This window comes from Streptomyces sp. NL15-2K (genome assembly GCF_030551255.1).
Classification (GTDB): domain Bacteria; phylum Actinomycetota; class Actinomycetes; order Streptomycetales; family Streptomycetaceae; genus Streptomyces.
The window spans coordinates 3046240-3073140 of sequence record NZ_CP130630.1 but is presented as its reverse complement, the minus strand read 5'-3'; the positions used below and the strand labels follow the sequence as shown (position 1 = coordinate 3073140).

The window sequence follows — 26901 nt, the reverse complement described above, 5'->3', positions numbered from 1 at the left end:
TTCCCCCCATGCCTCTCACGGGAGTTCGCCATGTCCGTCTCCACCGCTGCCGCCGCCCAGACCATTTGCACCCCCCTGTCCGTTCTCGGCCGGGATGTCACCGTCCCGCTCGTCACCGGCGGGGAGGTCACCTACGCCGCGCTCGACTACGCCGCCAGCGCGCCGGCGCTCCAGCGCGTGTGGGACGACGTCGCCGCGTACGCCCCCTACTACGGCAGCGTCCACCGGGGTGCCGGATACCTGTCCCAGCTCTCCACCGACCTCTTCGAGAACTCCCGCAGGACCGTCGCCGAGTTCCTGGACTGCCGGGAGGACGACCAGGTGGTCTTCACCCGGTCCACCACCGACTCCCTCAACCTGCTCGCCGCCGCCCTCCCGGCCGACTGCCAGGTCTTCGTCTTCGAGACCGAGCACCACGCCTCGCTGCTGCCCTGGCAGGACGCCCGCGTCACCTACCTCGACGCCCCGCGCACCCCGCGCCAGGCCGTCGAGACCCTGGAGCGCGCCCTCGCCGACCGCACCGCATCTGTTCAAGAGGGCCACGGCCCGGCCCTGGTCTGCGTGACCGGCGCCTCGAACGTCACGGGCGAGCTGTGGCCCGTACGGGAGCTGGCCGCGGCGGCCCACGCGCACGGCGCCCGGATCGTCCTGGACGCCGCCCAACTCGCCCCGCACCACCCGGTGTCCGTCCGTGACCTCGACGTCGACTGGGCCGCCTTCTCCGGGCACAAGCTGTACGCCCCCTTCGGCTCCGGTGTCCTGGCCGGACGTGCCGACTGGCTGCGCGCGGCCGAGCCGTACCTCGCGGGCGGCGGCGCCAGCCGCAAGGTCGCGCGGCGCGCGGACGGGGGAGTGGACGTGGAGTGGCACGAGAGCGCCGCCCGCCACGAGGCCGGCTCACCCAACGTCATCGGCGCCTACTCCATCGCCTCCGCCTGCAAGGCGCTGACGGAGGCGGGTTTCGACACGCTGGTCGCCCGTGAGGAGCACCTGATCCGCAAGGTACGGGAAGGCCTCGCCGAGGTTCCGGAAGTCAGGGTCCTGTCCCTCTTCGGCGACGACGCCCCCCGCGTCGGCGTGATCTCCTTCGTCGTCGAGGGCTGGAACAGCTCCCACCTCGCCGCCGCGCTCTCCGCCGAGTACGGCATCGGCGTCCGCGACGGCCTCTTCTGCGCCCATCCCCTCCTGCGCACCCTGCTCGGCAGCGATCCGCAGACCCAGGGCGAGTGCGGTGCCCCCGAAGCCGCACCCGGCGAGAAGTCCCTCAACGCCATCCGCGTCAGCTTCGGCGCGGGGACGCCGGACGAGCACGTGGAGCGGTTCGTGAACGCCGTGAAGGAGCTCGTGCGGAACGGCGCCCGGTGGAACTACCGCACGGAGGACGGCCGTTGCGTCCCGGACACCTCCGCCTGAGCCGGTAGCCGGGCGCCCAGCACGATCATCCGCAGGGCGCGTTCGGTGGCGTCCGTGAGGAGTTCGCTCGCGCGGACCAGCGCCTCGGCCAGGGCCATCGGGCCCGGCAGGATCCCGTGGCAGGCGTCGACGCCCGGCACCTCGTGGGCACCCTCGCCGAGGGTGCCGGCCAGGGCGAGGACCGGTCGCCCGTACAGCTTGGCGCGGCGGGCCACCTCCGCCGGGACCTTCCCCCGGGGCGTCTGGTGGTCCAGGGCGCCCTCGGCGGTGACGACCAGGTCGGCGCGGGCCAGGCGGGTGTCCAGGTCGAGGTGGTCGAGGAGCACGTCGAAGCGGGGGAGGAGCTGTGCGCCCAGGGCGGCCAGGCCCGCGCCCAGTCCGCCCGAGGCGCCGGTGCCGGGGCCGTGGCGCAGGTCGGTGCCGGCGACGGCGAGGTCGGCGGCGGCGAGGTCGCGGGTGAGGACGTCCGCCCAGTTCTCCAGGCCCGCTGAGAGCTCCTCGACCTGCGCGGGCGTCGCGCCCTTCTGCGGCCCGAAGACCCGGGCCACGCCCCGCTCGCCGCACAGCACGTTGTACGGATTGCAGGCGACGAGCAACTCCACTTCCTTCAGGCGGGGGTCGAGGCCGGCCGGGTCGATGCGGTGCAGCCGCGTCAACTCTCGTCCGCCGTACGGCAGATCGCGGCCATCGAGGTCCAGCAGCCGCGCCCCGAGCGCCTGGAGCGCGCCCGCGCCCCCGTCCGACGTACCGGAGTCGCCGCAGCCCACCAGGATGCGCCGGACGCCTAGTGCCTCGGCAGGCAACGTTTGCCCGTTGAGGAGCGGCGTCCGGTGCGTGCTCTCGGCGTGCCGGCCGGAAGCCCTCGTACTGGACGTACTTGGGCTTTCGGCCGGTGCGGCGAGAGTGCGTGCCGGGCGTCGCGACGGGGCGAACGTTGCCTGCCGGGGCACTAGGTCCAGCGCGGCGCGGATCAGCTCACCGACGCCGTAGGTGGTCGTGGCTCCCGGATCGCGGAGGTCGCGCGGGACGAGGGAGAGGCCCGCGACCGCCGCCATCTCCACCACCGCCGTGTCCCGGGAGCCGAGCAGCGCGAAGTGGGCGGTGATGGTCTTGCCGACCGGGCCCGTGGCGGGCACGGTGACGAGCCGGCCCCCGGTGGCGGCGGCCAGCGCGGCGGCCGTGCCCTCGCCGCCGTCCACGAGCGGGACGAGGTCGACCTCGGCGTCGGGCAGGACGCGCAGGACGCCCGCCGCGATGGCGTCCGCGGCGGCCTCCGCCGACAGGGACTCCTTGAAACCGCTGGGGGCTACGACGACACGGGTCAGCATGGAGGGCTCCTTAACGGGTGACGGACACGCCGAGCAGCGGCCACACCGCGACGGCGAAGAGCAGGACGAGCGCGGCGGTCACCGGTGCCAGGAGGGCGGACAGGCGCAACAGGTCGCGTGGGGTGTAGGTCGGGGTGCCGGGGATCTCCGCGAACAGCGTGACCGGCTTCGCGGAGGCGGGCAGGGTGTGGCAGAACCCCGCGGCGGCGGTGGAGGCGAGCGCGGCCGCGACCGGGTTGACCCCGACGCCGACGGAGGCGGCCACCACCAGCGGGACCAGGACCGAGGAGCGGGCGGAACGGGACTGCAGGACCAGGTGGGCCGCCGTACTGACCGCGACCACGATCGCCAGGAACAGCACCGGGGCGCCACCCGTCGGCAGCCCGGAGACCAGCCACCCTGCCGCTCCCGAGTCGGCGAGCGCCACGCCCATCGCCATCGTCGCCGCCATGAACAGCAGCAGCGACCAGGGGACGGTCTTCAGCGCGTCCTTCAGGCGTACGGTGCCCAGGGCGGGGGAGGAGGCGACGACCGCGCCGATCAGCGCGACGACCGCGGGCGGCACCCGGTGCAGCGGCTCGCTGCACCACAGCAGGACGACCGTGGCCATCAGCAGGGCGCAGCGCTTCTCGGCCTGCGTCCAGGGTCCGGTGACCGGGCTCTCGCTGTACTGCTGGATCTGCTCCGGGGTGATGTGGACCGGGCCGAGGCGGTCCGCGCGCCGGGTCGTCGTCAGCAGCACCAGCTCGGCGGCCAGATGGGAGGACGCCACCGCCAGCGGCAGGCCCAGCAGCAGCCACTGGGTGAAGCCGACCTGCTCCCCGGTCGCCTCCCACAGCACCGACACGGTGATCAGATGCGCGCCCGCGCCGATCAGGGTCGCCACCGCGGACAGCAGGATCACGGTCGGAAACAGCAGCGCCAGCATCACGACCAGTCGCTTCCGGTCGGCGAGGACCTTGGCGAGGGCGAGGAACACCGGCAGCGCCAGCGCGGCCCGGCCCGAGGTGGCGGGCACCGCGAACGCCGTGACGACCAGCGAGGCCGTCGTCAGGTGCACCAGCTGCCGTACGGTGCGCGCCCCGCCGACCAGGAACGCCGCCGCCCGGCCCGCGAGCCCGGTCCGGGCCACCGCGGCCGCCAGCACGAAGGCGCAGATCAGCAGCCACACCGTCGAGTCGCCGAGCGTGCCGAACAGTGTGTCGCTGCTGATCACACCGGTCACCGTCAGGGCGAGTCCGGCGCCCAGCGCGATGTACGTGTCGTCGATCGGCGTACCGATCCAGGCGCAGGTCGCCAGCGCGAACACGGCGAGGGTCAGCCGGGCGTCGCCGCCGAGGCCGGGGAAGTTGCCGGGAACCGCGAGCAGCGCGCAGAGGGACAGCGCCACGCACAGGGTGACGGTCAGTCGGAGATTCAGGGTCACGTCATCGAGCGTTCACCCGGGCGGTGAGCCCTGAATGAGGCGCACATGAAGGAAACTTCACGCGGGCAGCCGGTACCCCATTCCCCGTACCGTCTCCACCCGCTCGGCACCGAGCTTCTTGCGCAGCGTGCGCACGTAGACGTCCACGATGTTGGACCCGGGGTCGAAGTCGTAGCCCCACACGTGCGACAGGATCTGCTCCCGGGACAGCACCTGTCCTGGATGCCGCAGGAACAGTTCCAGGAGCACGAACTCACGGGCCGTCAGGTCGACGGTCCGGTCCCCGGCCCGAGCCCTCCGCGTCCGCAGGTCCAGGCTCAGCGAACCCGACCTGAGCACCGTCACCTCGGGCGCCCCGGCCGCCGTACGCAGCCTGAGGCGCACCCGGGCGAGCAGTTCCTCGAAGCGGAACGGCTTGGTCATCCAGTCGTCGGCGCCGCCCTCCAGGCCTGCCACCGTGTCGCGTACGGAGTCCCGCGCGGTCAGCACGATCACCGGGACCGTCACCCGGGCCTCGCGCAGCTGCCGCAGCACCGTGAAGCCGTCCTGGCTCGGCAGGCCGATGTCCAGGACGACCAGGTCGAAACCGCCGGTCAGGGCGTACTCGTAGCCCGCGTCGCCGTCGGCGGCGACGGTGGTGGTGAAGCCGTTGGCGCGCAGACCCTTCTCCACGAAGGAGGCGATGCGCTCCTCGTCCTCGACGATGAGGATGCGGTTCATGGACGTGCCTCTTCCAGGATCAGTACGAAGGTGGCGCCGCCGCCTTCGGTGTCGTGCAGGCGGACCCGGCCGCCGTGCCCTTCCGCGATCGCCTTGACGATCGACAGGCCGAGCCCGGCCCCCGAGCCCCGTGTGCCGCGCCGGGCCGTGCCGCGCCGGAACCGCTCGAAGATCACGTCGGCGTCCTGCGGCTGGACGCCCGGCCCGGAGTCGGCGACGTACAGCTCGATCCGCGAGCCGTCGGTGCGGGAGCCGACGCGGATGGTCTGGCCGGGTGTGGTGTGCTGCACGGCGTTCTGCGCGAGCTGGACCATGGCCTGGGTGATCCGCTGGGGGTCCAACTCGGCCTCGCGGTCGGCGACTTCGGCGAGCTGCCAGTCGCGGTCGCCGAGGGTGCGGGCCTTGACGTAGACGTCGGCGGTGAGTTCGGCGAGCTGGACCGGCTCCGGGGTGACGAAGTCGGGGCGCTCGGTCTTGGCGAGCAGGAGCAGGTCCTCGACGATGCGGCTCATCCGGTCGAGTTCGTCGGTGACCAGGCGGACGGTCTCCTCCCGTTCGGCGGGGTCGTCGCCCATCAGCTCCAGGTGGCCGCGCACGATGGTGATCGGGGTGCGCAGCTCGTGTCCGGCGTCGTCGACGAACTCGCGCTGGGCGGCGAAGGCGCGCTCCAGCCGGTCGAGCATCGCGTTGAACGTCTCGGCGAGGGCCGCGATGTCGTCGCGGCCGTGGACCGGGATGCGCCGGGTGAGGTCGCGCTCGGTGAGCTCCGCGGCCGTGACCCGCACCAGACGTACGGGCTTGAGGATCCGGCCGGCGACCGCCCAGCCGATGCCGGTGGTCAGCAGCAGGGCGACTGCGGAGATGGCGAGCAGGATGCGGAACACCTCGTCGGCGCGCCCCAGCTCCCCTCCGGGATGGAAGGCGACGACGAACGCGGCGTCCGGCTCGCCGCCTGGCCGGGCGATGGCGACCTTGGCCCACCGGATCTCGCCCGACGGCCGGTGCACGACGCCGGAGGGGGCGGGCGAGTCGAAGATACGGCGCCGGGCTGCGGCGTCCTCGTGCAGCGGCAGGACACCGCTCAGGTCGCGCGGCTGGATGATCTGCGTCGGGTCCTGGCCCGCCCCGCCCACCAGGCCGATCAGCTCCTCGTCCGGATCGGCGTACTGCCGCACCAGGAAGGTCCGCAGCAGCCGGGCCGGATCGGTGAACGGGCCGCCGGTCTCGGGGTCGGTGCCCCGCTCCTCGAAGTTGGTGAACTCACCGGCCTCCTGGGCGAGCAGACGGTTGATCCGCTGGTCGGCCTCCCGCAGCAGGATCGACCGCGTGACCGTGGCCACCGACGTGAGCGCCACCGCCATGACCAGCAGCAGCCACAGCAGGATGCGGACCCGGGCGGAGACCCGCCGGCGCGGGCCGTCAGTTGTCGTCGCCGGGTCCGCGGTCGTCCCCGACTCCGTCATCTCCGCCCCTCTGGCCGCGGTCGTCGTCATCGTCATCACCCGGAGGGCTGTCGGTCACCGGAGGCCGCGACACGACCTCGTCGCCCGGTGTCGGCGCGGGCCGGGTGGGCGTCGGCGTCGGCGAGGGCGAGCCGCTGTCCAGCTCCACCTGCCGCGGAACCTTCGGCGCCTCGGGGCTGTCGGAGAGCGCGAAACTGGTCGCGGCGATACCGAGGGGGATCATCACGACGGCGGCCAGGGCCGCCATCCGGCGAGAGAAGACCATGGGCTCATCCTTTGTCCCGCTCCCGGCGGGAAGGATGAGCCCAAGATGAAGAACTCTTCATCTCGACAAGCTCGACAAGCTCGACAAGGGGAGCGGGCGGTGCCTCAGCTGTCGAGGCCGATCGCGAACGCCGCCTCCAGGTCGTGCTGCGAGTACGTGCGGAACGCCACGTGCGTGTCCGTTCCCTCCACGCCGGGGATCTTGCTGATCCGCCCGGGGATGACCTCTGCGAGGTCCTCGTGCTGCTTGACCCGGACCATGGCGATCAGGTCGTACGTACCGGTCACGGAGAACACCTCGCTGACGCTCTCCAGCGCCGCGATCGACTCCGCGATCTCGGGAATCCGGTCCACGCTGGTCTTGATCAGAACGATCGCGGTGATCACGGCTGGTTCTCTCCCTCGGGGGCCGGAGCTGGGGCGGCCTTCACTCTAGTCGTCCGCCCGAAACGGGCCCACGCGCAGCAGAAGCCCAGGCCGAACCCCAGGAGGTGCGCCAGGTACGCCACCCCCGGACCCTGGCCCGCCCGCCCCGCCGCCAGCCACTGCAGGGCCGCCCAGAAAGGCAGGACGAGCCAGGCCGGGAAGCGCAGGGGCAGGAAGAACAGGAACGGCAGGAGACTGGTCACCCGTGCTCCGGGGAACAGGTACAGGAACGCGCCGAGGACCGCGGAGATCGCCCCGGAGGCGCCGACCAGCGATTGCTCGGAGCCGGCGTTGGCCGCCGCGTAGCCCAGCAGGGCCAGGTAGCCGCAGCCGACGTGGAAGAGGGTGAACTGGACGCGGCCCATCCGTTCCTCGGTCATCACGCCGAAGACGTAGAGGAAGAGCATGTTGCCCAGCAGGTGGACCCAGCTGCCGTGGACGAAGAGGGCCGTGGCGGGGGTGAGGGCGGCGCGGGCCGAGCCCTCGAAGAGTTCGGCGGGGACCACCCCCCACCGGTGGAAATAGGCCCGCTGGGCGGCGAGCAGCCCGTCGCCGGTGCCGTACACCGGATTGAGTCCCGACGCCGGGCCGATCAGGAAGATCAGGCAGCACAGGGCGATCAGTCCGTACGTCACCGGCGCCGACGCCTCCCGGACGGCTCTGCTCGCCCGGCCGACCGTCACGCTCCAGTTACGGATCATGGAAACAAAGCATGACGTAACGGGACGCAACCGAACAGACCGCCTCGCCGCCCCGGACGCCCGAGCGGCGAGTTGCCGCCAGGCCGTAGGGTTACGAGCCACACGCACCGGGAGCCCGGTGCGTCACGGACACTGGACGGACACTGAAAGAGGAAGTGGACAGTCACGATGACGGTTCCCCTGCCGACCGCCACGACGCGGTGGCGCTGCACCCTCTGCGGCAACCTCACGCGCTTCGACGTGACCCGCTCGTCGAAGGTCGTCGAGTACGTCCACCTCGATCTGGCCGGTGAGCCCAAGGTGGAGGAGCGCGACGTGGTCAGTGAGACCATCGAGTCGGTGCGCTGCCGCTGGTGCAACGCGGTGGATCAGGTGGAACTCGTGGACAGGCCGGGCGCCGGCTCCTGACGGGAGCGGGCCCAGCACAGGCATTGGGGTGACGGATGGTGGAGACCGCGGGCGGGGGGCCGGGCGACGGCACCGCTGAGGTGCTCGACCGTCCGCTGCCCGACGGCGTGCGCCGCAGGGTCGTCCAGATCGTCTCGGACGGTTTCGGCGGCCTCACCGTCGCCGAACTGCCACCCCAGCTCAGACAGTACGCCCGGTTCGCACCGAACCGGCGGGCCAAGTTCGCCGGCAACGCCATGGCCGCGGCACTGGAGACCGATCCCCTGTTCCGGCAGCGCATCGGGGAGAAGTTCAGAGAGGCCCAGCCGGAGCTCTCCGGGGCTCTCGACTCCGGCTCGCCGCCCCCGGCCGCGGACCCGCTCGACGTGGCGGCCGCGGCCTACGTACTACGGCCCACCGGCTGGGTGAAGCTCGTGACCGCGGCCGGCGAGGAGGCCCAGCGGGCCCACGCCGAACGCGCCGACGAGGAGACCCGTGCCGAGCTGGAGCGGCTGCGCGAGGAGCTCGGCCGGGCCCGTGAGCACACCCGGGCCGAGACGGAGCGGCTGCGCACCGAGCTGGATTCGGCCAAGAAGGAAGCCGAATCGCTGCACCGCAAGCTGCGCTCGGCCCTCAGCGACGTCAAGCGCGGCGAGGCGGCGCTGCGCAAGGTGCAGGCCGAGCTCGAGGCCGTACGGGCGGAGGGGCACGCGCAGGTGTCGGCCGCCGAGAGCGAGACCCGGCGGCTGAAGGCGCGGCTCGGGGAGGCGGAGGCCGCCCTGGAGGCCACGCGCAAAGCGGCGCGCGAGGGGCGCAGTGTCGAGGACATGCGCGTCCGGCTGCTCCTTGACACCCTCCTCGACGCCACCCAAGGGCTGCGGCGGGAACTGGCGCTGCCGCCCGTTTCCGTACGGCCTGCGGAGACCGTCGACGCCGTCGAACCGGGACGTATGACACCGAAGGACATCGCCGCGCGGGCCCTGTCCGAGAACGACCCCGCGATCATCGACCAGCTCCTCGCCCTGCCGCAGGCCCACCTGGTCGTCGACGGCTACAACGTCACCAAGACCGGCTATCCCCAGATGCCCCTGGAGAAGCAGCGGCTCAGGCTCCTCGGGCAGCTCTCGCAGCTCGCCGCGCAGACCGGCGCCGAGGTGACCTGCGTCTTCGACGGGGCCGAGCTGGCCGCGCCGGTGCTGCTCGCGCCGCCGCGCGGGGTGCGCGTGCTGTTCTCCAAACCGGGCATCACGGCCGACGAGTTGATCCGCCAGCTGGTGCGCGCGGAGCCGCCCGGCCGCCCGGTCATCGTCGCCTCGACCGACCGCGAGGTGGCCGACGGAGTGGCCCGCGCGGGCGCACGTCCGGTCGCTTCTGCGGTACTTCTCAAGCGACTGTCCTGAAGGTCAACCTTCAGGCCGAATGCCCGAATTGAGGCGCACTGTCACGCAACGTAGCGTCAAACGGTCATCACTTCATGTGAGTTGAGTGCAAAGAATGTATGGTGTGACTAGATTTTGCTTCTGAGGATTTGATCCGATCACAACTTGGTCACTAGGGTCTGCCTTCGAACCTCCGAGCGGGTGATCACTCAGAAGAAGGAGTTCACCTCCGTGGCGTCCCATCGTCGACCCAAACAGCCCAGTCGCGCACGTGTGACCGTGCTGACCACCGCAGCCGCCGCTGCCGTAGCCCTGACCTCGCAGGCCGCCAATGCCGCGCCGAGCGAGAAGCCGAGCAAGGACGAGGTCAAGGCCAAGGTCGACAAGCTGTACGAGCAGGCGGAACAGGCCACCGAGAAGTTCAACGGGGCCAAGGAGAAGCAGGAGAAGCTCCAGAAGGAGATCTCCACCATCCAGGACAACGTCGCCCGCGGCCAGGAAGAGCTCAACGAGCTGCGCGACAGCATGGGCCTCGCGGCAGCCGCCCAGTACCGCACGGGCAGCATCGACTCCTCGGTCCAGCTGTTCCTGTCCTCCGACCCGGACGACTACCTGGACAAGGCGTCCACCATGGACCAGCTGAGCGCTCAGCAGGTCGACGCCCTGAAGAAGATCCAGGAGAAGCAGCGCGAGCTCGCCCAGGACCGCTCCGAGGCCGCCGAGAAGCTCAAGGACCTCGCCTCCACTCGCACCGAGCTGGGCAAGAAGAAGAAGGAAGTCCAGGGCAAGCTCGCCGAGGCGCAGAAGCTCCTCAACACCTTGACCGCGGCGCAGAAGGCCGCACTCGCCGCCGCGCAGGCCTCCGCCGGCAACCAGAGCGCCGGCGAGGCCGCCGGCCACGGCTCCGGGCGGGCCGGCGAGGCCTATGCGTGGGCCCAGAGCCAGCTCGGCAAGCCGTACGTCTACGGCGCCACCGGCATGAGCTCCTACGACTGCTCCGGCCTCACCTCCCGGGCGTACGCGGCGGCCGGCATCGGCATCCCGCGCACCTCGCAGGCGCAGGCCGGCATCGGCACCAAGATCTACTCGGTCAGCCAGCTCAAGGTCGGCGACCTGGTGTTCTTCTTCAACGACCTGCACCACGTCGGTCTCTACGCGGGCAACGGCCAGATCATCCACGCGCCGCGCACCGGCACGGTCGTCCGCTACGAGTCGATGAGCACCGTCGGCGGCCCGTTCATGTTCGGTGTCCGCGTCTGACCCCTGGGCCTCCCGAAGCGTCCCGAAGGACTCCGAAGGTCCCTGAAGAGTCCTGAAGATCAACACGCCGTACCGCCCGAACGGGCGAATCGCGGCAACGTGAACCGACCCCACGCCCCGCCGGTGACCTGCGTCAGCGGCGGGGCGTCACGTTGTGTGCCCGCGGAGGTCGTTGGTCGGCGCCCCGTGGCGGGGCTACTGTCTGGCGCGTTTCCTGCATCGCAGGTCATCGCAGGGAACAGACCTTGTCCGCCAGCGGAAGGAGCGCGGCTTCCCGTGGGGTCCCATCGCCGCCTTGCACAGTCCGGGTTCGATCGGGGGGCCACCGCCCTCTGCGTCCTGTCAGCCGCCGCCGCGGCCCTCGGGGTCGTGCCGGCCACGTCGGCGGTGGCCGCGCCGCACGACGACACCCGCGCCGAGGTGGACCGCCTCTACGAAGAGGCCGAGAAGGCCACCGAGGCCTACAACAAGGCCGACGCACGCGCCGGGTCGCTGCGCAAGCAGGTCAGCGGCGCACAGGACCGGATCGCCCGCCAGCAGGAACACATCAACTCCATGCGGGACGCGCTCGGTTCACTGGCCGGAGCCCAGTACCGCTCCGGCGGCCTCGACCCCTCCCTGGCGCTGCTGTTCTCCGACGACCCGGACGACTACCTCGACAAGGCGGCCGTCCTCGACCGGATCGGCGTCCACCAGGCCGGGGAGCTCAAGGAACTCCAGGAGGCCATGCGCGACCTCGCCCAGGACCGCTCCGAGGCGGCCCGCAAGCTCGGTGAACTGGAGAAGAGCCGCAAGGCCGTCGCCTCCCACAAGCGGACCGTCGAGAAGAAGCTCGCCAAGGCGCGCCAACTGCTCAACGCCCTGCCGTCCGCCGAGCGCGCCGCCTACGACCGGGCCTCCCGCTCCGGCCGCACCGACCTGCCCGACCTCGGGGGCGACGTCCCGTCCTCGGAGCGCGCGGCCGCCGCCGTGGCCGCCGCCCAGTCCGCACTCGGCAGGCCCTACGTCTGGGGCGCCAACGGTCCCTACGCCTTCGACTGTTCGGGCCTGACGCAGTGGGCGTACGCGCAGGCCGGTGTCGCCATCCCGCGCACGTCGCAGGGCCAGCGCTTCGCCGGCCGCCAGGTCCCGCTCTCCCAGGCGCAGCCCGGTGACCTGGTCACCTACCGGTCCGACGCCAGCCATGTCGGGATGTACGCGGGCAACGGCCAGGTGATCCACGCGCCCTACCCCGGCGCACCCGTGCGCTACGACCCGGTGGGCATGATGCCGGGGGCGACGGTGACGAGGGTCTGACCAGGGCGCCCGCGCCGCCGTACGATCAGGGACGTGGCTAGGCCCTGTCGTCAAATTCCCGCCTGCCCCGCGACGCCATGCACGCTCCCCCACTGCCTTAAAGGCGTGGGAGGTGCCCCCACTCGCCGCACCGGGCACAGACCCACGTACAACCAGTACGAGGGCCTGCGCCCGGCACGCCGAGAGCACGCACCTACGCGGACATCAGCCTCCCCCACTCTCGGCTTCGCTCGAGCGGGGGGACCCCCATCGCGGCGGGGCGCGCGGCCCGCCCTTCGGGCGGACGACGGGAATTTGACGACAGGGCCTGGTCGAGGGCGGGCGTCGGGACGCGGTGTCGTGGCGTTGTGTCTGGTGCTGCTGGTCGCCCTGGTGGGCTGCGGTCACAAGCCCGCCACCGACAGCGCGAAGGCCGACGTCCAGCGGGTTCTCGACCGGCGGGCGGTCGCGGTCACGGACCGGGACAAGGCGGCGTTCGTACGGACGGGCGCGCTCAGCTGGTTCGAGAACCTCAGCGCGGTGCCGCTCGCCCACTGGTCCTACCGCGTCACCGCCCTGCACCGCACCGGCGACACCGCCACCGCCGACGCCGAGCTCAGCTACCGCGTCCAGGGCTACGACCGGGCGCCCGTCACCGTCGGCCGCACCCTGAACCTCTCTTTGGACGCGGGCGGGAAGTGGTACGTGGACGCCGAGCGGCCCGCTGAGAAGGCCGCCCAGCAGCTGTGGGACCAGGGCGAGGTGACCGTCGCCCGCGGGGAGCACAGCCTCGTCCTCGGCGTCGGGCAGTCCGGCAAGCAACTGCGCTCCTTCGCGGACCTGGCGGACCGCGCGGTGCCGGCCGTGTCGGACGCGTGGGGCACGGACTGGCCCCGCCGCGTCGTCGTCCTCGTCCCGAGGTCGCTGGAGGGCATGGCGGGGCTGCTCGCCTCGCCCGCCTCCTCCTACCGCGGGATCGCGGCGGTCACCACCGGCGAGACGGGAGCGGCGCGGGCGCCCGCGGACCGGATCATCGTCAACCCGGACGCGTACGGCGTCCTCGGCGCCCTCGGCAGACAGGTCGTGCTCACCCACGAGACGACCCATGTCGCCACCCGTACCGCCACGACCCCGGCGACGCCTCTGTGGCTGTCCGAGGGATACGCGGACTGGGTCGGCTACCGCGGCACCGGGCGGACCGCGCCCGAGGCCGCGCCGGAGCTGGCGGAGGCCGTGGCCGAGGGGAAGGTTCCGGCCGCCCTGCCGTCCGACCGGGACTTCGGCTTCAGCGGCGACGCGAACGAGCTGGCCCGGGCGTACGAGGGCGGCTGGATGGCATCCCGGATGATCGTCGACCGCTGGGGCGAGGTGCGCCTCGGCGAGTTCTACCGGGCCGTGGGCGCGCACGAGAAGCGGGAGGGCGCGGTCGAGGAGGCCATGGAGAAGGTGCTGGGGACGACCCTGGCGGACTTCACCGCGCAGTGGCGGGACTATCTGCGGGGTCAGCTCGGCTGATCAAGTTGCGCGATGGCCTCGCCGGCTTCGGGACCGTCGCGCGCCAGAGCTCGCGGGCTCCGATGACGGTGGCGAGGACCAGCAGGCCGTTGCGCACGAAGAGCAGGGTGATGCCGAGCGGGTCGCTGGAGACGACGAGCGAGAACCAGACCGGGAACTCCAGGACCGTCACGAAGCACGCCGCCAGCACCAGACCGACAGGCAGCCCCATCCGGCTGGTCCGGAAGCCGAGGCAGACCGCCGCGAGGCCGACCAGCCACACCATGTACTGCGGGCTGATCACCCGGCTGGTGGTGGTGAACATCAGCACTCCGACGAACGCCGCGTCGGCCATCGTGTGCGGCTCGAACCTCCGCGCCATCAGCCGCCACAGCAGCAGCCAGCCGAAGGCCATGCCGGTCAACACCAGCGCGGCCGTGCTCACGATGTTCACCCACGGCCCGAGGAACTCGACCGAGCCGTAGTTCAGCAGCACCTCGCCGTCCCAGCCGAAGTGCCGGGCCACGTGGAAGACCAGCGCGCCCAGCGACTCCACCTCGGTGCCCCGGTCGCGCTGGAAGGTCAGGAAGGCGAAGGCACCGGGCATGGCGAGGGCGAACAGCCCCGCCACCACGACGACGGTCACCGCCGCCGAGGCCCAGGTGTCACGCCTGCGGGCGGCCAGGAGCAGCAGCGCCGGCCACACCTTCAGCAGCGCCCCGAAGGCCGCCAGCGCGCCCATCACCCGGGGGTGCCGGGCGCCCGCGAGGAGCGCGGCGACCGCCACGGCGGTGACCATCACGTCGTAGCGCGCGTACACCGTCGGTCCGAGCAGCGGGACGCCCGCCACCCACACCCAGACCCCCCGCGGCGTCCTGCCCGGGCGCCGGCCCGCGGACAGCAGCAGGACGAGGACGGCCAGGTCGGCGAGGAAGGCGAGGACGAAGAAGGCGGAGGCGTACTCCAGGCCGGGCAGCAGCGCGGGGGAGAGGATCGCGAGGGCGGCGGCGGGCGGATACTGCCAGGTCACGTCGTCGAGCGGGAAGGTGCCGGTGCGCAGCACCTCGTACCAGCCCTGGTAGATGACGGACACGTCGCTGGTGACGTCCGGCCCCGGGAAGACGTACACCTTGAACACGAAGAGGAGGAGCAGCAGCCTGGTCACGCCCCAGGTCGGCAGCAGCCACGGCAGTGACCGCCTCGCGCCCGTCGTCTCCACGTGATCCCCTGCCGTCCGGATTCCCGCCTTGAGGGGAACATGATGTCCCGCACCGCTGTGTGCCTGCCATAAACGCGGCCGTGCCCCCGCTGTGAGCAGCCCGTTCGATAGGGTCGGCGGCGATGCACAAGACCCTCGTCGTCACCAACGACTTCCCGCCCCGGCCGGGCGGCATCCAGGCGTTCCTGCACAACATGGCGCTGCGGCTCGACCCGGAGCGCCTCGTCGTCTACGCCTCCACATGGAAGCGCGGCCGGGAGGGCGCCGAGGCCACCGCCGCCTTCGACGCCGAGCAGCCCTTCACCGTCGTACGGGACTCCACGACGATGCTGCTGCCGACGCCCGCCGTGACCCGGCGGGCCGTGGGGCTGCTGCGGGAGCACGGGTGCACGTCGGTGTGGTTCGGGGCGGCGGCGCCGCTCGGGCTGATGGCCCCGGCGCTCAGGAAGGCGGGGGCCCAGCGGCTGGTGGCGACGACCCACGGGCACGAGGCCGGGTGGGCGCAGCTGCCCGCCGCGCGCCGACTGCTGCGCCGGATCGGGGAGTCCACGGACACCATCACCTACCTCGGCGAGTACACGCGCTCGCGGATCGCCGCCGCGCTGACGCCGGACGCGGCCGCGCGGATGGTGCAGCTGCCGCCGGGGGTCGACGAGAAGACCTTCCACTCCGGCTCGGGCGGCGACGAGGTACGGGCAAGGCTGGGGCTGAGCGAGCGGCCGGTGGTCGTGTGCGTCTCGCGGCTGGTGCCGCGCAAGGGGCAGGACACGCTGATCCTGGCGATGCCCCGGATCCTGGCCGCCGAGCCGGAGGCCGTGCTGCTGATCGTCGGCGGCGGGCCCTACGAGAAGGACCTGCGCAAACTCGCGCAGGACACCGGCGTCGCCCGCTCCGTCCGCTTCACCGGCGCGGTGCCCTGGTCCGAGCTGCCCGCGCACTACGGCGCGGGGGACGTGTTCGCGATGCCGTGCCGGACGCGCAGGGGCGGGCTGGACGTCGAGGGGCTCGGGATCGTGTACCTGGAGGCCTCCGCGACCGGGCTGCCCGTCGTCGCCGGCGACTCCGGCGGAGCCCCGGACGCGGTCCTCGACGGCGAGACCGGCTGGGTGGTCCGCGGCGGCTCCGCCGCGGAGGCCGCCGACCGGATCCTGGTCCTGCTCGGGGACGCCGAACTGCGGCGGCGGATGGGGGAGCGGGGGCGGGAGTGGGTCGAGGAGAAGTGGCGGTGGGACCTGCTGGCGGAGAAGCTGAGGACATTGCTGTAGCGGAAGTTCGGCGGAAGTTCTGGCCGGACGGAGACAATCCGCCGATGCTGCTCCCATGACAGCAAAACTGATGCAGCGTCAGCTGACGAGACGTCAAATCTTGGGCATGGTGGCCCTCCAGACCGCCGCCGCGTCCGGTCTCACCCGCATCGGTCTCCAGACGGCCTCGGGCGCCGAACCCGCCGCCGTCGACAACGCGCCCGCCATCGTGGTCGGTTCGGGATACGGCGGTGCCGTCGCCGCCCTCCGCCTCGGCCAGGCCGGCATCCGTACCCTCGTGATCGAGATGGGCCGGGCCTGGAACACCTCCGGCCCCGACGGCAAGGTCTTCTGCTCCACCAGCGCCCCGGACCAGCGGTCCATGTGGTTCCGCACCCGCACCGAGGCGCCACTGGCCACCTTCCTGTGGCTGGACGTCGTCAACCGGGACATCAGCCCCTACCCCGGCGTCCTGGACCGGGTGCGCTTCGACGCCATGTCCGTCTACGTCGGCCGGGGCGTCGGCGGCGGCTCGCTGGTCAACGGCGCGATGGCGGTCACGCCCTTGAAGGCCTACTTCGCCGAGCAGTTCCCCACCGTCGACACCGACGAGATGTACGGCACGTACTTCCCGCGCGCCCGCTCCATGCTCGGCGTCAACACCGTCGACCCGGCGTGGTTCGAGTCGACCGAGTGGTACCGGTTCACCCGGATCTCCCGGAAGCACGCCGCGAACACCGGCCTGAGGACCACCTTCGTCCCCAGCGTCTACGACTTCGCGTACATGCGGCGCGAGGCGGCCGGTACGGCGACCAAGTCCGCGCTCGGCGCCGAGGTGATCTACGGCAACAACCACGGCAAGCGCAGCCTCGACAAGACGTACCTGGCCTCGGCGCTCGGGACCGGGAACGTCACGATCCACACCATGGAGAGGGTGAGGGACATCAGCCGGGCGGGCGACGGGACGTATGTCCTGACGGCCGACCGGATCGACCTCACCGGCAAGGTCGTCGAGACCAAGCAGTACGGCTGTACCTACCTCTTCCTCGGCGGCGGCAGCCTCGGCACCACCGAACTTCTCGTCCGGGCGCGGGAGACGGGCACGCTCCCCGCCCTGAACGCGAGCGTCGGCAAGGGCTGGGGGCCCAACGGGAACGTGATGCTCGGGCGCGCCAACCACCTGTGGGACACGGTCGGGGCGAACCAGTCCACCATGCCGGTCATGGGCATCGACGACTGGGCCAATACCGCCAACCCCGTCTTCGCCGAGATCGCCCCGCTGCCGACGGGGCTGGAGCACTGGGTCAGCCTCTATCTGGCGATCACCAAGAATCCGGAGCGGGCCGCGTTCTCGTACGCGAACGGCTCCGTGAAGCTCGGCTGGACCGCCGCCCAGAGCGCGGTCTCCGTCGGCATGGCCAAGAAGCTCTTCGACCGGATCAACTCGGCCAACTCCACCATCTACCGGTACGACCTCTTCGGCTCGTCCAACAAGGTCTTCGCCGACGACTTCACCTACCACCCCCTGGGCGGCTGCGTGTTGGGGAAGGCGACCGACGACTACGGCCGGGTGAAGGGGTATTCCAAGCTGTACGTCACCGACGGCTCGCTCGTGCCCGGGTCGATCGGCGTGAACCCGTTCGTGACGATCACCGCGCTCGCCGAACGGACGATGGCGCGAGTCCTCGCCGAGGACGCCGCGCCTTAGGGGTCCTTGCACTATGCCCGCCCGGGTCGCGCGGCCTGGCACCGCACCTCGCCGCGTTGCCGAAAAGCCCTAGTAGCTCCGCTACGAGGGCTCTCCGGCGCCTTGCGATGCACGGCACCAGACCACGCGACCTGATCGGACGCTCATAGTGCAAGGACCCCTTAGTCGACCGGTGAGCTACTTCTGGTAGAGCGCCTCGACCTCGGTCGCGAAGTCCTTCGCCACCACGTTGCGCTTGAGCTTCAGGGACGGCGTGAGGTGGCCCGAATCCTCCGTGAACTGGGAGGGCAGAATGCGGAACTTCCGCACCGATTCCGCCTTCGACACCGCGGCGTTGCCGTCGTCGATCGCTGACTGGATCGCGGCCAGCAGGTCCGCGTCCTCGCACAGCGACGCCGCGGTGGAACCCTCCGGCTTGCCGTGCTCGGCCGCCCAGCGGCCCAGGAACTCCTCGTCGATGGTGACCAGCGCACCCACGAACGGCCGCCCGTCGCCCACCACCATGCACTCCGCGACCAGCGCGTGCGCGCGGATACGGTCCTCGATCACGGCCGGAGCGACGTTCTTGCCGCCCGCGGTGACGATGATCTCCTTCTTGCGGCCGGTGATCCTGAGGTAGCCGTCCTCGTCGAGGGTGCCGATGTCGCCGGTGTGGAACCAGCCGTCGGCCAGCGCCTCCTCGGTCGCGCCCGGGTTGTTCCAGTACCCCGTGAACAGGTGCTCGCCGTGCAGCAGCACCTCGCCGTCGTCCGCGATCCTGACGACCGAGCCGGGCAGCGGCTGGCCGACCGTGCCGATCTTCTGGCGGTCCCAGGGGTTGAAGGTGGTGGCCGCGCAGGACTCGGTCAGGCCGTAGCCCTCCAGGACCGTGAAGCCGATGCCGCGGAAGAAGTGGCCCAGGCGCTCGCCCAGCGGGGCGCCGCCGGAGATGGCGTACTCGCCCCGGCCGCCGAGGACCGCGCGCAGCTTGCTGTAGACCAGCTTGTCGAAGGCCTTGTGCTTGATCTTCAGACCGATCGACGGGCCCGACGGGGTGTCCAGCGCCTTGCTGTAGGCGATCGCGGTGTCGGCCGCCTTGTCGAAGATCTTGCCCTTGCCGTCCGCCTGGGCCTTGGCGCGCGCCGAGTTGTAGACCTTCTCGAAGACACGGGGGACGCCCAGGATCAGCGTCGGGCGGAACGAGGCCAGCTCGTCGGTGAGGTTCTTGATGTCCGGGACGGTGCCCAGCTTGATCGGCGCCATCATGGGTGCGACCTGGACCAGCCGGCCGAAGACGTGCGCCAGCGGCAGGAAGAGCAGGACGGAACAGTCGCCGGTGCGGAAGAGGGGCCGCATCCGCTCGACGATGTTGCCGCACTCGGCGAAGAAGCTGCGGTGGGTCAGGACGCAGCCCTTGGGCCGCCCGGTGGTGCCGCTCGTGTACACGAGGGACGCCGGGTCGTCGGCCTTGGCGAGCGAGCTGCGCTCCTCCACGGCCTCGTCCGTGACGTCCTGGCCGAGGCGCCCCAGCTCCTCCACGCCGCCGGCCTCGATCTGCCAGACGTGCTTGAGGGCGGGCAGGCCGTCGCGCACCGACTCGACGGCGGCCGCGTGGTTGTCCATCTCGACGATGCAGGCGGTGGCGCCCGAGTCGCTGAGGATCCACTGGATCTGCTCGGGCGAGCTGGTCTCGTACACCGGCACGGTGATCGCGCCCGCGCTCCAGATCGCGAAGTCGAGCAGCGTCCACTCGTACCGCGTCCGGGACATCAGGCCGACCCGGTCGCCCGGCTGGACCCCGGAGGCGATGAGCCCCTTCGCGGCTGCGTGGACCTCGGCGAGGAAGGCGGTGGCCGTCACGTCCTGCCAGACGCCGCCCACCTTGCGGGCGATGACGGCGACATCCGGGTGCTGCGCGGCGTTTCTACGGACGATGTCGGTGAGATTGCCGTCCGCGGGGACCTCGTACAAAGCGGGAAGGCTGAACTCGCGCAAGACTGCTGCTCCTCATAGGGCGCCGGCGCCACGACGTGGTGTGATGCGACGGTCGGTCCAAGGCTCGGGCAGGTGCTCAAGGGCCTCACCCCGGGCCGTGGAGGCACGGTGGTTGAATTCCAGAGCACGACTGGACTGCCCGGACGTTACCCGCCGGTATGGCTTCTTCGACAGGGGGCCCGGCGAGATGTTCGCTGCGTCACACAGATTGGTGTTCCTGAACGCATAACAGATTGGTGTTCTTGAACGCACAGTAGTCCAGGCACTAACTGACTGGCCAGTAACCGCAGGTCCTGTCGCCACTGTTCACGTATGCCGCACACGCTTACGCTTGATCGTCATGGCACCCACACCAGCCGGAAACCGCAGGGCGCGCGTGCATGTGGTCAGCGACGTGCATGGCAACGCCCGTGACCTGGCCCGCGCCGGCGACGGGGCGGACGCCCTGATCTGTCTGGGTGACCTGGTCCTCTTCCTCGACTACGCCGACCACTCGCGCGGCATCTTCCCCGACCTGTTCGGCGCCGAGAACGCCGACCGGATCGTCGCGCTGCGCACCGCCCGGCGCTACGAGGAGGCGCGCGAGTTCGGGGCCCGGCTGTGGGCGGGGATCGACGGCGACCGGGCCGGACTGATCGAGCAGGCGGTGCGCAAGCAGTACGCCGAGATGTTCGCCGCGTTCCCCACGCCGACGTACGCCACCTACGGCAATGTCGACATGCCGCCTTTGTGGCCTGAATACGCCGGTCCGGGCACGACCGTGCTGGACGGGGAGCGGGCCGAGATCGGCGGCTGGGTCTTCGGCTTCGTCGGCGGCGGGCTCAGGACGCCGATGCGGACGCCGTACGAGATCAGCGACGAGGAGTACGCGGCGAAGATCGAGGCGGTGGGCGAGGTCGACGTGCTGTGCACGCACATCCCGCCGGAGGTGCCGGAACTCGTCTACGACACCGTGGCGCGCCGCTTCGAGCGGGGCAGCCGCGCGCTGCTGGACGCCATCCGCCGCACCCGGCCCCGGTATTCGCTCTTCGGCCACGTCCACCAGCCGCTGGTGCGACGGATGCGGATCGGGGCGACCGAATGCGTGAACGTGGGGCACTTCGCGGGGTCCGGGAAGCCGTGGGCGCTCCAATGGTGAGCGTCCGCGCCGGGTCTCACGACGACATGCTGGTGACGCGGGCGGACGGGGGTGAAGTCGGCCGGTCGCCTGCGCGGTAGCCTTCACGCTGCACACTCGCGCGCAGGTCTGCGCACGGTGACGGACTACCGGCCCGTATCTGGAGGAGCCACGGCGATGGCGGAACACACCAGCTCGAGCATCACGATCGAGGCGGCACCGGCCGACGTCATGGCGGTGATCGCCGACTTCGCCCGCTATCCGGACTGGACCGGTGAGGTGAAGGAGGCCGAGGTCCTGGCGACGGACAGTCAGGGGCGCGCCGAAGAGGTCCGCCTCGTCATGGACGCCGGCGCCATCAAGGACGACCAGGTCCTCGGCTACACCTGGACCGGCGACCACGAGGTCTCCTGGACCCTGGTGAAGTCCCAGATGCTCCGCTCCCTCGACGGCTCCTACCTCCTGAAGCCCGCGGGCGCGGGCGCCACGGAGGTCACCTACCAGCTGACGGTCGACGTCAAGATCCCCATGCTCGGCATGATCAAGAGGAAAGCCGAGAAGGTCATCATCGACCGGGCGCTGGCGGGGCTGAAGAAGAGGGTGGAGTCGGGGAGCAAGTAGTCCTCCCCGCTGCGGCGGAAACGGGGCTGAACCTCAACATCCGTTACGGTTCAGCCCCATGCGCACCATCCTGATCACGGGCCCCGGCGGCAGCGGCCGTACCACCGTCGCCGCCGCCACCGCCCTCGCCGCCGCGAGCGTCGGCGCCCGGACCCTTGTCCTGAGCGCCGACCGCACCGACACCCTCGGCGCGGTACTCGGCACACCGACGGGCCCGGCGCCGACGGAGGCCGCCGCCAACCTCACCGCCTGGCGCCCCGACGCGGCCACCGGCTTCCGCGCCGACCTCGCCGCCTTCCAGGAACGCGCGTCCTCCGTCCTCGACCTGCTCGGCGCCTCCCGCCTGGACCCCGAAGAGGTCACCCCCCTCCCCGGCGCCGAGGAACTCACCCTGCTCCGCGCGCTGCGGGACGCGACCCTCGCCGAGGCACACGACCTGCTCGTCGTGGACCTGCCCCCCACGCCCCAGGCCCTCGCCCTCCTCGCCCTCCCGGAGGAGCTGCGCCGCTACCTTCGCCGCCTGCTCCCGTCCGAACGTCAGGCCGCCCGCGCCCTGCGCCCCGTCCTCGGCCGGCTGGCCGGCGTCCCCATGCCCGCGGAGTGGCTGTACGAGACGGCCGCCCGCTGGGACCTGGAGCTCGCCGCCGTCGAGGCGGTCGTCGCGGACCGGAACACCGTCGTACGGCTGGTCGCCGAGCCCTCCCCGGCCGGCGCCGACGCCGTACGCGACGCCACCCTCGGCCTCGCCCTGCGCGGCCTGCGCCCGGACTTCCTGGTGGCGAGCCGGGTGCTCCCCGAGGCGGGGGCCGACAGCTGGCTCGCCGGGCCGGTCGCGCAGCAGCGCAAAACGCTGGACGAGTGGCAGGCGTCGTACGACGTCCGGACCGTCGCCCACCTCGGCCGCGACCCGCGCGGTGTCGACGACCTGTCCGACCTGGGCGTCCCGGGTCTCGAGGCCGAGCCCGACACCGTCGAGTGGCCCGTCGTCGACCGGCTCGCCGGGGACGGCGTGCTGGTCTGGCACATCCCGCTGCCCGGCGCGATACGCGACGAGCTGGACCTCATCCGGCGCGGCGACGAACTCCTCGTCACCGCGGGGCAGTTCCGCCGGATCGTTCCGCTGCCGTCCGCCCTGCGCCGGTGCGCCGTCGCGGGGGCCGCCCTGCGCGAGGACGTGCTGCGGATCCGTTTCGCGCCGGACCCGCGGCTATGGCCGCAGACACAGTGAACCGGGTACGCCCGTTCGGGTAACGTCGTAGAGACGAACCGTAGTCAGGAGTCCGTCATGAGCGAAGAGCTCCCCCCGTCCGACGCGTGGGGGTCCCCCCGCTCGAGCGAAGTCGAGAGTGGGGGAAAGAGCGAGGCCGTCGACGAGGTGCGGGCGACCGATGCCGACGCCTGGGCGACGGCGTGCGCCGAGGACCTCGCGGCCGAGAAGGCCCGCCGCCGTGCCGAGTACGGCCCGCCGCCGGGCTCGGCCGCCGAGGAGCTGCGCAAGCTCGTCGACACCGTCGCGGACAAGCTGTCCGGCCTGCAGTCCCCGCTGTTCGGCGCGGTCGCCGGGCCCGCCGCCCAGCAGGTGGTCAAGCAGGTCGTGCAGCAGGCCAAGGCGGCCGTCGAGCCCGTCATCGAACGCAATCCGGACGTCTTCGACCATCTCGCCGCCGCCGGGAACGAACTGCTCGCCGCCTACCGCTCCGCCGTCCAGGCCCAGGAGCAGCGCTGGACGAGCCGCGAGACCGACCCGCGCGACCTGGACGAGGCCCGCCGCGACCCGGGCGACGAGGCCGGTCCCGGCCAGCGCATCGACCTGGACTGACGCGGGGATCCCCATAGTCGCCGGGTCCGTCCTTCGGGCCGTCCGCTGGGCCGTCCACCGGGCCATCCTCTGGGCCGTCCACGGGGCCGTCCACGGGGCCGTCCTCCATTCGGACGACGGGAAGCCGACGGCAGGGCCTCGGGTACGGTTGGCCGTAGCGGGGCTCGACCGAAACTGAGGGATTCATGGGACTCACCATCGGCGTCGACATCGGCGGCACGAAGATCGCGGCCGGCGTGGTCGACGAGGAAGGCAACATCCTCTCGACCCACAAGGTGCCGACCCCCAGCACGCCCGAGGCCATCGTGGACGCCATCGCCTCGGCGGTGGAGGGCGCGCGCGCCGGGCACGAGATCGTCGGCGTGGGTATCGGCGCCGCCGGTTACGTCAACCGTCAGCGCTCCACGGTCTACTTCGCGCCCAACATCGACTGGCGCCAGGAGCCGCTGAAGGAGAAGGTCGAGGCCCGCGTGGGCCTCCCGGTCGTCGTGGAGAACGACGCCAACGCGGCCGCGTGGGGCGAGTACAAGTTCGGCGCCGGCAAGGGCCACCGCAACGTCATCTGCATCACGCTCGGCACCGGCCTGGGCGGCGGCATCATCATCGGCAACAAGCTGCGCCGCGGCCACTTCGGCGTGGCCGCCGAGTTCGGCCACATCCGCATGGTCCCGGACGGCCTGCTGTGCGGCTGCGGCTCGCAGGGCTGCTGGGAGCAGTACGCCTCGGGGCGCGCGCTGGTGAGATACGCCCGGCAGCGCGCCAACGCCACCCCCGAGCGCGCCGAGGTGCTGCTGTCCCTCGGTGACGGCAGCCCCGAGGGCATCGAGGGCAAGCACATCTCCATGGCCGCCCGCCAGGGCGACCCGGTCGCCGTCGACTCCTACCGCGAGCTCGCCCGCTGGGCCGGCGCCGGCCTCGCCGACCTCGCCTCCCTCTTCGACCCTTCCGCCTTCATCGTCGGCGGCGGCCTCTCCGACGAGGGCGACCTGGTCCTCGACCCGATCCGCAAGTCCTACAAGCGCTGGCTGGTCGGCGGCAACTGGCGCCCGGTCGCGGACGTGATCGCGGCGCAGCTGGGCAACGAGGCCGGGCTGGTGGGGGCGGCGGACCTGGCCCGGGAGCCCGACCCGATCATGTAACGGCGACTTTTCGAGGTACGGCAGTTCTTCGCGCCCCATAGGGGCGCGGGGCTGTCACATTATGCGGCTCCGCCGCGTGGGCGCGACCAGCCCCCACGGACCCGCAGTCGACGCACAACCTTTTGTTGCCTACGGTGGACAGTCACCGCGTATCTTGACGGCATGGCGACGCCCCCACTCCCCACCTCCCATACCGAATCCGACGGTTCAGCCGTCATCCGCGTCCTCAGCTACAACATCCGCTCTATGCGCGACGACACCCACGCCCTCGCCCGCGTGATCACCGCCTGCGCCCCCGACCTGGTCCTCGTGCAAGAAGCCCCCCGCTTCTTCCGCTGGCGCAAGAAGCTGGCCCGGCTCGCGGCGGCGTCCGGGCAGGTGATCCTCACCGGGGGCGGCACGGCCGCGGGCCCGGCGATCCTCTGCTCGCTGCGGGCGACCGTCGAGCGCACCGAGGACGTCCTGCTGCCGCTCACTCCGGGAGAGCACCGGCGCGGCTTCGCGACCGCGGTCGTACGGTTCGGCGGCGCCCGGCTCGGCGTGCTGAGCTGCCACCTCTCGCTGCGGCAGGACGAACGGTACGAGCAGGGCGGCATGCTCCTCGACCGGCTCGCCGGGATGGGCGTGGAGCACGCGGTCGCGGGCGGCGACCTCAACGAACGCCCCGCCGGCCGCACCTTCGCCCGTCTCACCGAGGGCCTCCAGGACTGCTGGGCCACGGCCCCCTGGGGCAGCGAGGACACCTGGACCCGCACCGCCCCCGCTCAGCGCATCGACGCGATCTTCGCCACGAAGGGCATCGAGGTACTGGGCTGCGGAGTGCCCCTTGGGCACCCAGGGGTGACGGAGAGCGACTTGAGGGCAGCCACGGACCACCTTCCGGTCCTGGCCGCCCTCAGAATTCCGGCCGGCTAGACGACCGCCCGGCTGGACGACCTGGACGACCGCCTCGCTGGACGACCGCCTCGCTAGACGACCGCTCCGCGTCCTGGTTCGTCGTCGTCCTCGTCGTCCGTCCGCATCCGCATCACCAGCGTGGCGAAGCCGCCCAGGAAGCCGCCGATGCCGACCGTGGCCAGCCACCAGGTCATCTCCCAGCCGAGCAGCACCGCCAGCAGGAGCAGAACCGGCCCGCCGAGCACGCCCAGCCAGGCGAACTTCGCGGTGGTGTCGGCGGCGGGCAGCGGGGGCGGCTCCGGCGGTACGAAGTGGCCCTCGTCGTCCTCGTCGAAGTCCTCCTCGGCCGGCTCGGGCGCGCTGTAGTCGCGGGGGCCGACACCGGGCGCGAAGGAGACGGATCCGCCCAGCGGCTTCGCGGGCGCGTCCCCCTCGGGGTCCTTCGAGTCCTTCGACCCCTTGGAGTCCTGGGAATCCTTGGGTTCCTTGGTCTCCCCGGGCCCGTCGCCGTTCGTCTCGGGTTCCAGCAGCGCCAGGTCCTCGACCGACTTGAAGGGCTTGGCGCCCGGCGGGTCCGGCGGCTCCTCGCCGTACCCCGCGACGATCGCGGCCCAGGCGGCGTCCTCGTCGAAGGGGACGTGCTGCTCGTCCGGTTCGCGGTCCTCGCGGTTCTCGCGGTCGGAGTCGTGCTCAGCCACGTGCGGCCGTCCCTTCCTTGCCGATGACGGGTGCGAGCCGGCCGATGAACGCGAGGCTCTCCTCGAAGATCCGGTCCGCGTCGTGGTCCAACGTCGCGACGTGGTAACTCTGTTCCAGCACGATCTCCTGTACGTCCGTCGACGACACCCGGCTCAGCACGCGCGCGGCGTCGGCCGCCGGTACCACGTGGTCCTGGGCGCTGCGCAGGACCAGCAGCGGCTGAGTGACCTGCGGAAGCTCGCCGTCGACCAGCCGGAAGAAGGCGCGCAGGGAGTGCGCGGCGCGCAGCGGCACCCGGTCGTACCCCAGCTCGACGCTGCCCTCCTTGGCGATGTCATTGGCGATGCCCTTCGTCGCGCGGACGACGTGGTGGGCCACCGGAAGGGCGTACGCGGCCAGGCCGTGCATGCGGTTGGCGGGGTTGACGACCACGATGCCGTCCACCGCGTCCCCGTGCTTGGCCGCGAGCCGCAGGGCCAGCGTGGCGCCCATCGACAGGCCCGCCACGAACACCCGCGTGCAGCGCTCCCGCAGGGCGCGCAGCTCGCGGTCCACCTCCGCGTACCAGTCCTGCCAGCCGGTGAGCTGCATGTCCTCCCAGCGCGTGCCGTGCCCGGGCAGCAGCGGCAGCGCGACGGTCAGGCCGCGCTCGGCGAGATACTCCGCCCAGGGGCGCAGCGACTGGGGGGAACCGGTGAAACCATGGCAGAGGAGGACACCCGCCTCTCCGCCCTCATGGCGGAACGGCTCGGCTCCGGGCAGGACCGGCACCTTCGGTCTCCTGTTCATGAGAGGGGCGTGAGCAAAGTCCGGTGTGGTTCAAGTCCAGGCGTGATTCAAAGTCCAGGTGTGACTCACCGTACGCGACCGCACTGACACCGACCAGGGCCGTCGGGTTCTTTGACGGTGCTCCGGGTTAAGGTCTGAT

Annotated in this window: 25 protein-coding genes; 14 read left to right on the top strand and 11 right to left on the bottom strand. The window is 71.7% G+C overall.

Annotation, left to right across the window (positions count from 1 at the left end):
* Positions 1 to 30 precede the first annotated feature (30 nt).
* Positions 31 to 1413 (top strand): aminotransferase class V-fold PLP-dependent enzyme, encoded by a 1383-nt coding sequence (locus Q4V64_RS13380; RefSeq protein ID WP_124442912.1) that lies wholly within the window; start codon positions 31 to 33, stop codon positions 1411 to 1413.
* On the opposite strand, the gene Q4V64_RS13375 is transcribed toward Q4V64_RS13380, so the two are convergent.
* The 7 genes from Q4V64_RS13375 to Q4V64_RS13345 form a co-directional block, all read right to left on the bottom strand.
* On the bottom strand, positions 1368 to 2741 hold the full coding sequence (locus Q4V64_RS13375; RefSeq protein WP_253267233.1) for a glycerate kinase: 1374 nt from the start codon (positions 2739 to 2741) through the stop codon (positions 1368 to 1370). The genes Q4V64_RS13380 and Q4V64_RS13375 overlap by 46 nt on opposite strands.
* 10 nt (positions 2742 to 2751) lie before the next feature.
* Complete coding sequence (locus Q4V64_RS13370) at positions 2752 to 4167, bottom strand: SLC13 family permease (RefSeq protein ID WP_172629419.1); 1416 nt, start codon at positions 4165 to 4167, stop codon at positions 2752 to 2754.
* 57 nt (positions 4168 to 4224) lie between these two features.
* Positions 4225 to 4887: a response regulator transcription factor gene (locus tag Q4V64_RS13365; RefSeq protein WP_124442913.1), complete on the bottom strand. Its 663-nt coding sequence runs from the start codon at positions 4885 to 4887 to the stop codon at positions 4225 to 4227.
* Complete coding sequence (locus tag Q4V64_RS13360) at positions 4884 to 6350, bottom strand: HAMP domain-containing sensor histidine kinase (protein WP_253267234.1); 1467 nt, start codon at positions 6348 to 6350, stop codon at positions 4884 to 4886. Before Q4V64_RS13360 ends, Q4V64_RS13365 begins: the two co-directional genes overlap by 4 nt.
* Complete coding sequence (locus Q4V64_RS13355) at positions 6307 to 6615, bottom strand: small secreted hydrophilic protein (protein WP_124442914.1); 309 nt, start codon at positions 6613 to 6615, stop codon at positions 6307 to 6309. The genes Q4V64_RS13360 and Q4V64_RS13355 overlap by 44 nt, the downstream gene beginning before the upstream one ends.
* 104 nt (positions 6616 to 6719) lie before the next feature.
* Entirely contained in the window at positions 6720 to 7001 is a 282-nt protein-coding gene (locus Q4V64_RS13350; RefSeq protein WP_124442915.1) for an Lrp/AsnC ligand binding domain-containing protein, read from the bottom strand.
* A complete protein-coding gene (locus Q4V64_RS13345; protein ID WP_124442916.1) occupies positions 6998 to 7741 on the bottom strand; it encodes a rhomboid family intramembrane serine protease in 744 nt (247 codons plus the stop codon). Before Q4V64_RS13345 ends, Q4V64_RS13350 begins: the two co-directional genes overlap by 4 nt.
* Positions 7742 to 7909: 168 nt before the next feature.
* Between Q4V64_RS13345 and Q4V64_RS13340 the strand changes: the two genes are divergently transcribed.
* The 5 genes from Q4V64_RS13340 (at position 7910) to Q4V64_RS13320 (ending at position 13557) form a co-directional block, all read left to right on the top strand.
* Positions 7910 to 8149, top strand: a complete 240-nt coding sequence (locus Q4V64_RS13340; RefSeq protein ID WP_095756136.1) for a hypothetical protein — start codon at positions 7910 to 7912, stop codon at positions 8147 to 8149.
* Positions 8150 to 8184: 35 nt separating this feature from the next.
* Positions 8185 to 9528: an NYN domain-containing protein gene (locus Q4V64_RS13335; protein ID WP_124442917.1), complete on the top strand. Its 1344-nt coding sequence runs from the start codon at positions 8185 to 8187 to the stop codon at positions 9526 to 9528.
* A gap of 210 nt (positions 9529 to 9738) precedes the next feature.
* Entirely contained in the window at positions 9739 to 10767 is a 1029-nt protein-coding gene (locus Q4V64_RS13330; protein WP_124442948.1) for a C40 family peptidase, read from the top strand.
* Positions 10768 to 11043: 276 nt separating this feature from the next.
* Positions 11044 to 12063: a C40 family peptidase gene (locus Q4V64_RS13325; protein WP_124442918.1), complete on the top strand. Its 1020-nt coding sequence runs from the start codon at positions 11044 to 11046 to the stop codon at positions 12061 to 12063.
* A gap of 339 nt (positions 12064 to 12402) precedes the next feature.
* Positions 12403 to 13557, top strand: coding sequence for a hypothetical protein (locus tag Q4V64_RS13320; RefSeq protein WP_253267235.1), 1155 nt, complete (start codon positions 12403 to 12405; stop codon positions 13555 to 13557).
* Here Q4V64_RS13320 and Q4V64_RS13315 read toward each other — a convergent pair.
* Positions 13514 to 14755, bottom strand: a complete 1242-nt coding sequence (locus Q4V64_RS13315; protein ID WP_124442920.1) for a glycosyltransferase 87 family protein — start codon at positions 14753 to 14755, stop codon at positions 13514 to 13516. The two genes, Q4V64_RS13320 and Q4V64_RS13315, sit on opposite strands and share 44 nt — an antisense overlap.
* 122 nt (positions 14756 to 14877) lie before the next feature.
* On the opposite strand from Q4V64_RS13315, the gene Q4V64_RS13310 reads away from it, so the two are divergent.
* Together Q4V64_RS13310 and Q4V64_RS13305 are read left to right on the top strand one after the other, a co-directional pair.
* Positions 14878 to 16020 carry a glycosyltransferase family 4 protein gene (locus tag Q4V64_RS13310; protein ID WP_124442921.1) on the top strand — a complete coding sequence of 381 codons (1143 nt, stop codon included), beginning with the start codon at positions 14878 to 14880 and terminating at the stop codon, positions 16018 to 16020.
* Positions 16021 to 16126: 106 nt separating this feature from the next.
* Entirely contained in the window at positions 16127 to 17707 is a 1581-nt protein-coding gene (locus tag Q4V64_RS13305; RefSeq protein WP_124442922.1) for a GMC oxidoreductase, read from the top strand.
* Positions 17708 to 17884: 177 nt separating this feature from the next.
* On the opposite strand, the gene Q4V64_RS13300 is transcribed toward Q4V64_RS13305, so the two are convergent.
* Positions 17885 to 19681 carry an AMP-dependent synthetase/ligase gene (locus tag Q4V64_RS13300; RefSeq protein WP_124442923.1) on the bottom strand — a complete coding sequence of 599 codons (1797 nt, stop codon included), beginning with the start codon at positions 19679 to 19681 and terminating at the stop codon, positions 17885 to 17887.
* Between the two features lie 340 nt (positions 19682 to 20021).
* Here Q4V64_RS13300 and Q4V64_RS13295 point away from each other — a divergent pair, with 340 nt between their 5' ends.
* The 6 genes from Q4V64_RS13295 (at position 20022) to Q4V64_RS13270 (ending at position 25292) form a co-directional block, all read left to right on the top strand.
* On the top strand, positions 20022 to 20819 hold the full coding sequence (locus Q4V64_RS13295; protein ID WP_124442924.1) for a metallophosphoesterase: 798 nt from the start codon (positions 20022 to 20024) through the stop codon (positions 20817 to 20819).
* A gap of 156 nt (positions 20820 to 20975) precedes the next feature.
* Positions 20976 to 21419, top strand: a complete 444-nt coding sequence (locus Q4V64_RS13290) for an SRPBCC family protein (RefSeq protein WP_124442925.1) — start codon at positions 20976 to 20978, stop codon at positions 21417 to 21419.
* Positions 21420 to 21477: 58 nt separating this feature from the next.
* Positions 21478 to 22647 carry an ArsA-related P-loop ATPase gene (locus Q4V64_RS13285; RefSeq protein WP_124442926.1) on the top strand — a complete coding sequence of 390 codons (1170 nt, stop codon included), beginning with the start codon at positions 21478 to 21480 and terminating at the stop codon, positions 22645 to 22647.
* Between the two features lie 57 nt (positions 22648 to 22704).
* On the top strand, positions 22705 to 23238 hold the full coding sequence (locus Q4V64_RS13280; protein ID WP_124442927.1) for a DUF5304 domain-containing protein: 534 nt from the start codon (positions 22705 to 22707) through the stop codon (positions 23236 to 23238).
* A gap of 185 nt (positions 23239 to 23423) precedes the next feature.
* Complete coding sequence (locus tag Q4V64_RS13275; protein WP_124442928.1) at positions 23424 to 24377, top strand: ROK family glucokinase; 954 nt, start codon at positions 23424 to 23426, stop codon at positions 24375 to 24377.
* A gap of 162 nt (positions 24378 to 24539) precedes the next feature.
* Positions 24540 to 25292, top strand: a complete 753-nt coding sequence (locus tag Q4V64_RS13270) for an endonuclease/exonuclease/phosphatase family protein (protein ID WP_124442929.1) — start codon at positions 24540 to 24542, stop codon at positions 25290 to 25292.
* Positions 25293 to 25345: 53 nt separating this feature from the next.
* Here Q4V64_RS13270 and Q4V64_RS13265 read toward each other — a convergent pair whose 3' ends face one another.
* Positions 25346 to 25972 (bottom strand): hypothetical protein, encoded by a 627-nt coding sequence (locus tag Q4V64_RS13265; RefSeq protein ID WP_124442930.1) that lies wholly within the window; start codon positions 25970 to 25972, stop codon positions 25346 to 25348.
* Complete coding sequence (locus tag Q4V64_RS13260) at positions 25965 to 26744, bottom strand: alpha/beta fold hydrolase (RefSeq protein ID WP_124442949.1); 780 nt, start codon at positions 26742 to 26744, stop codon at positions 25965 to 25967. Before Q4V64_RS13260 ends, Q4V64_RS13265 begins: the two co-directional genes overlap by 8 nt.
* Positions 26745 to 26901: the final 157 nt, after the last annotated feature.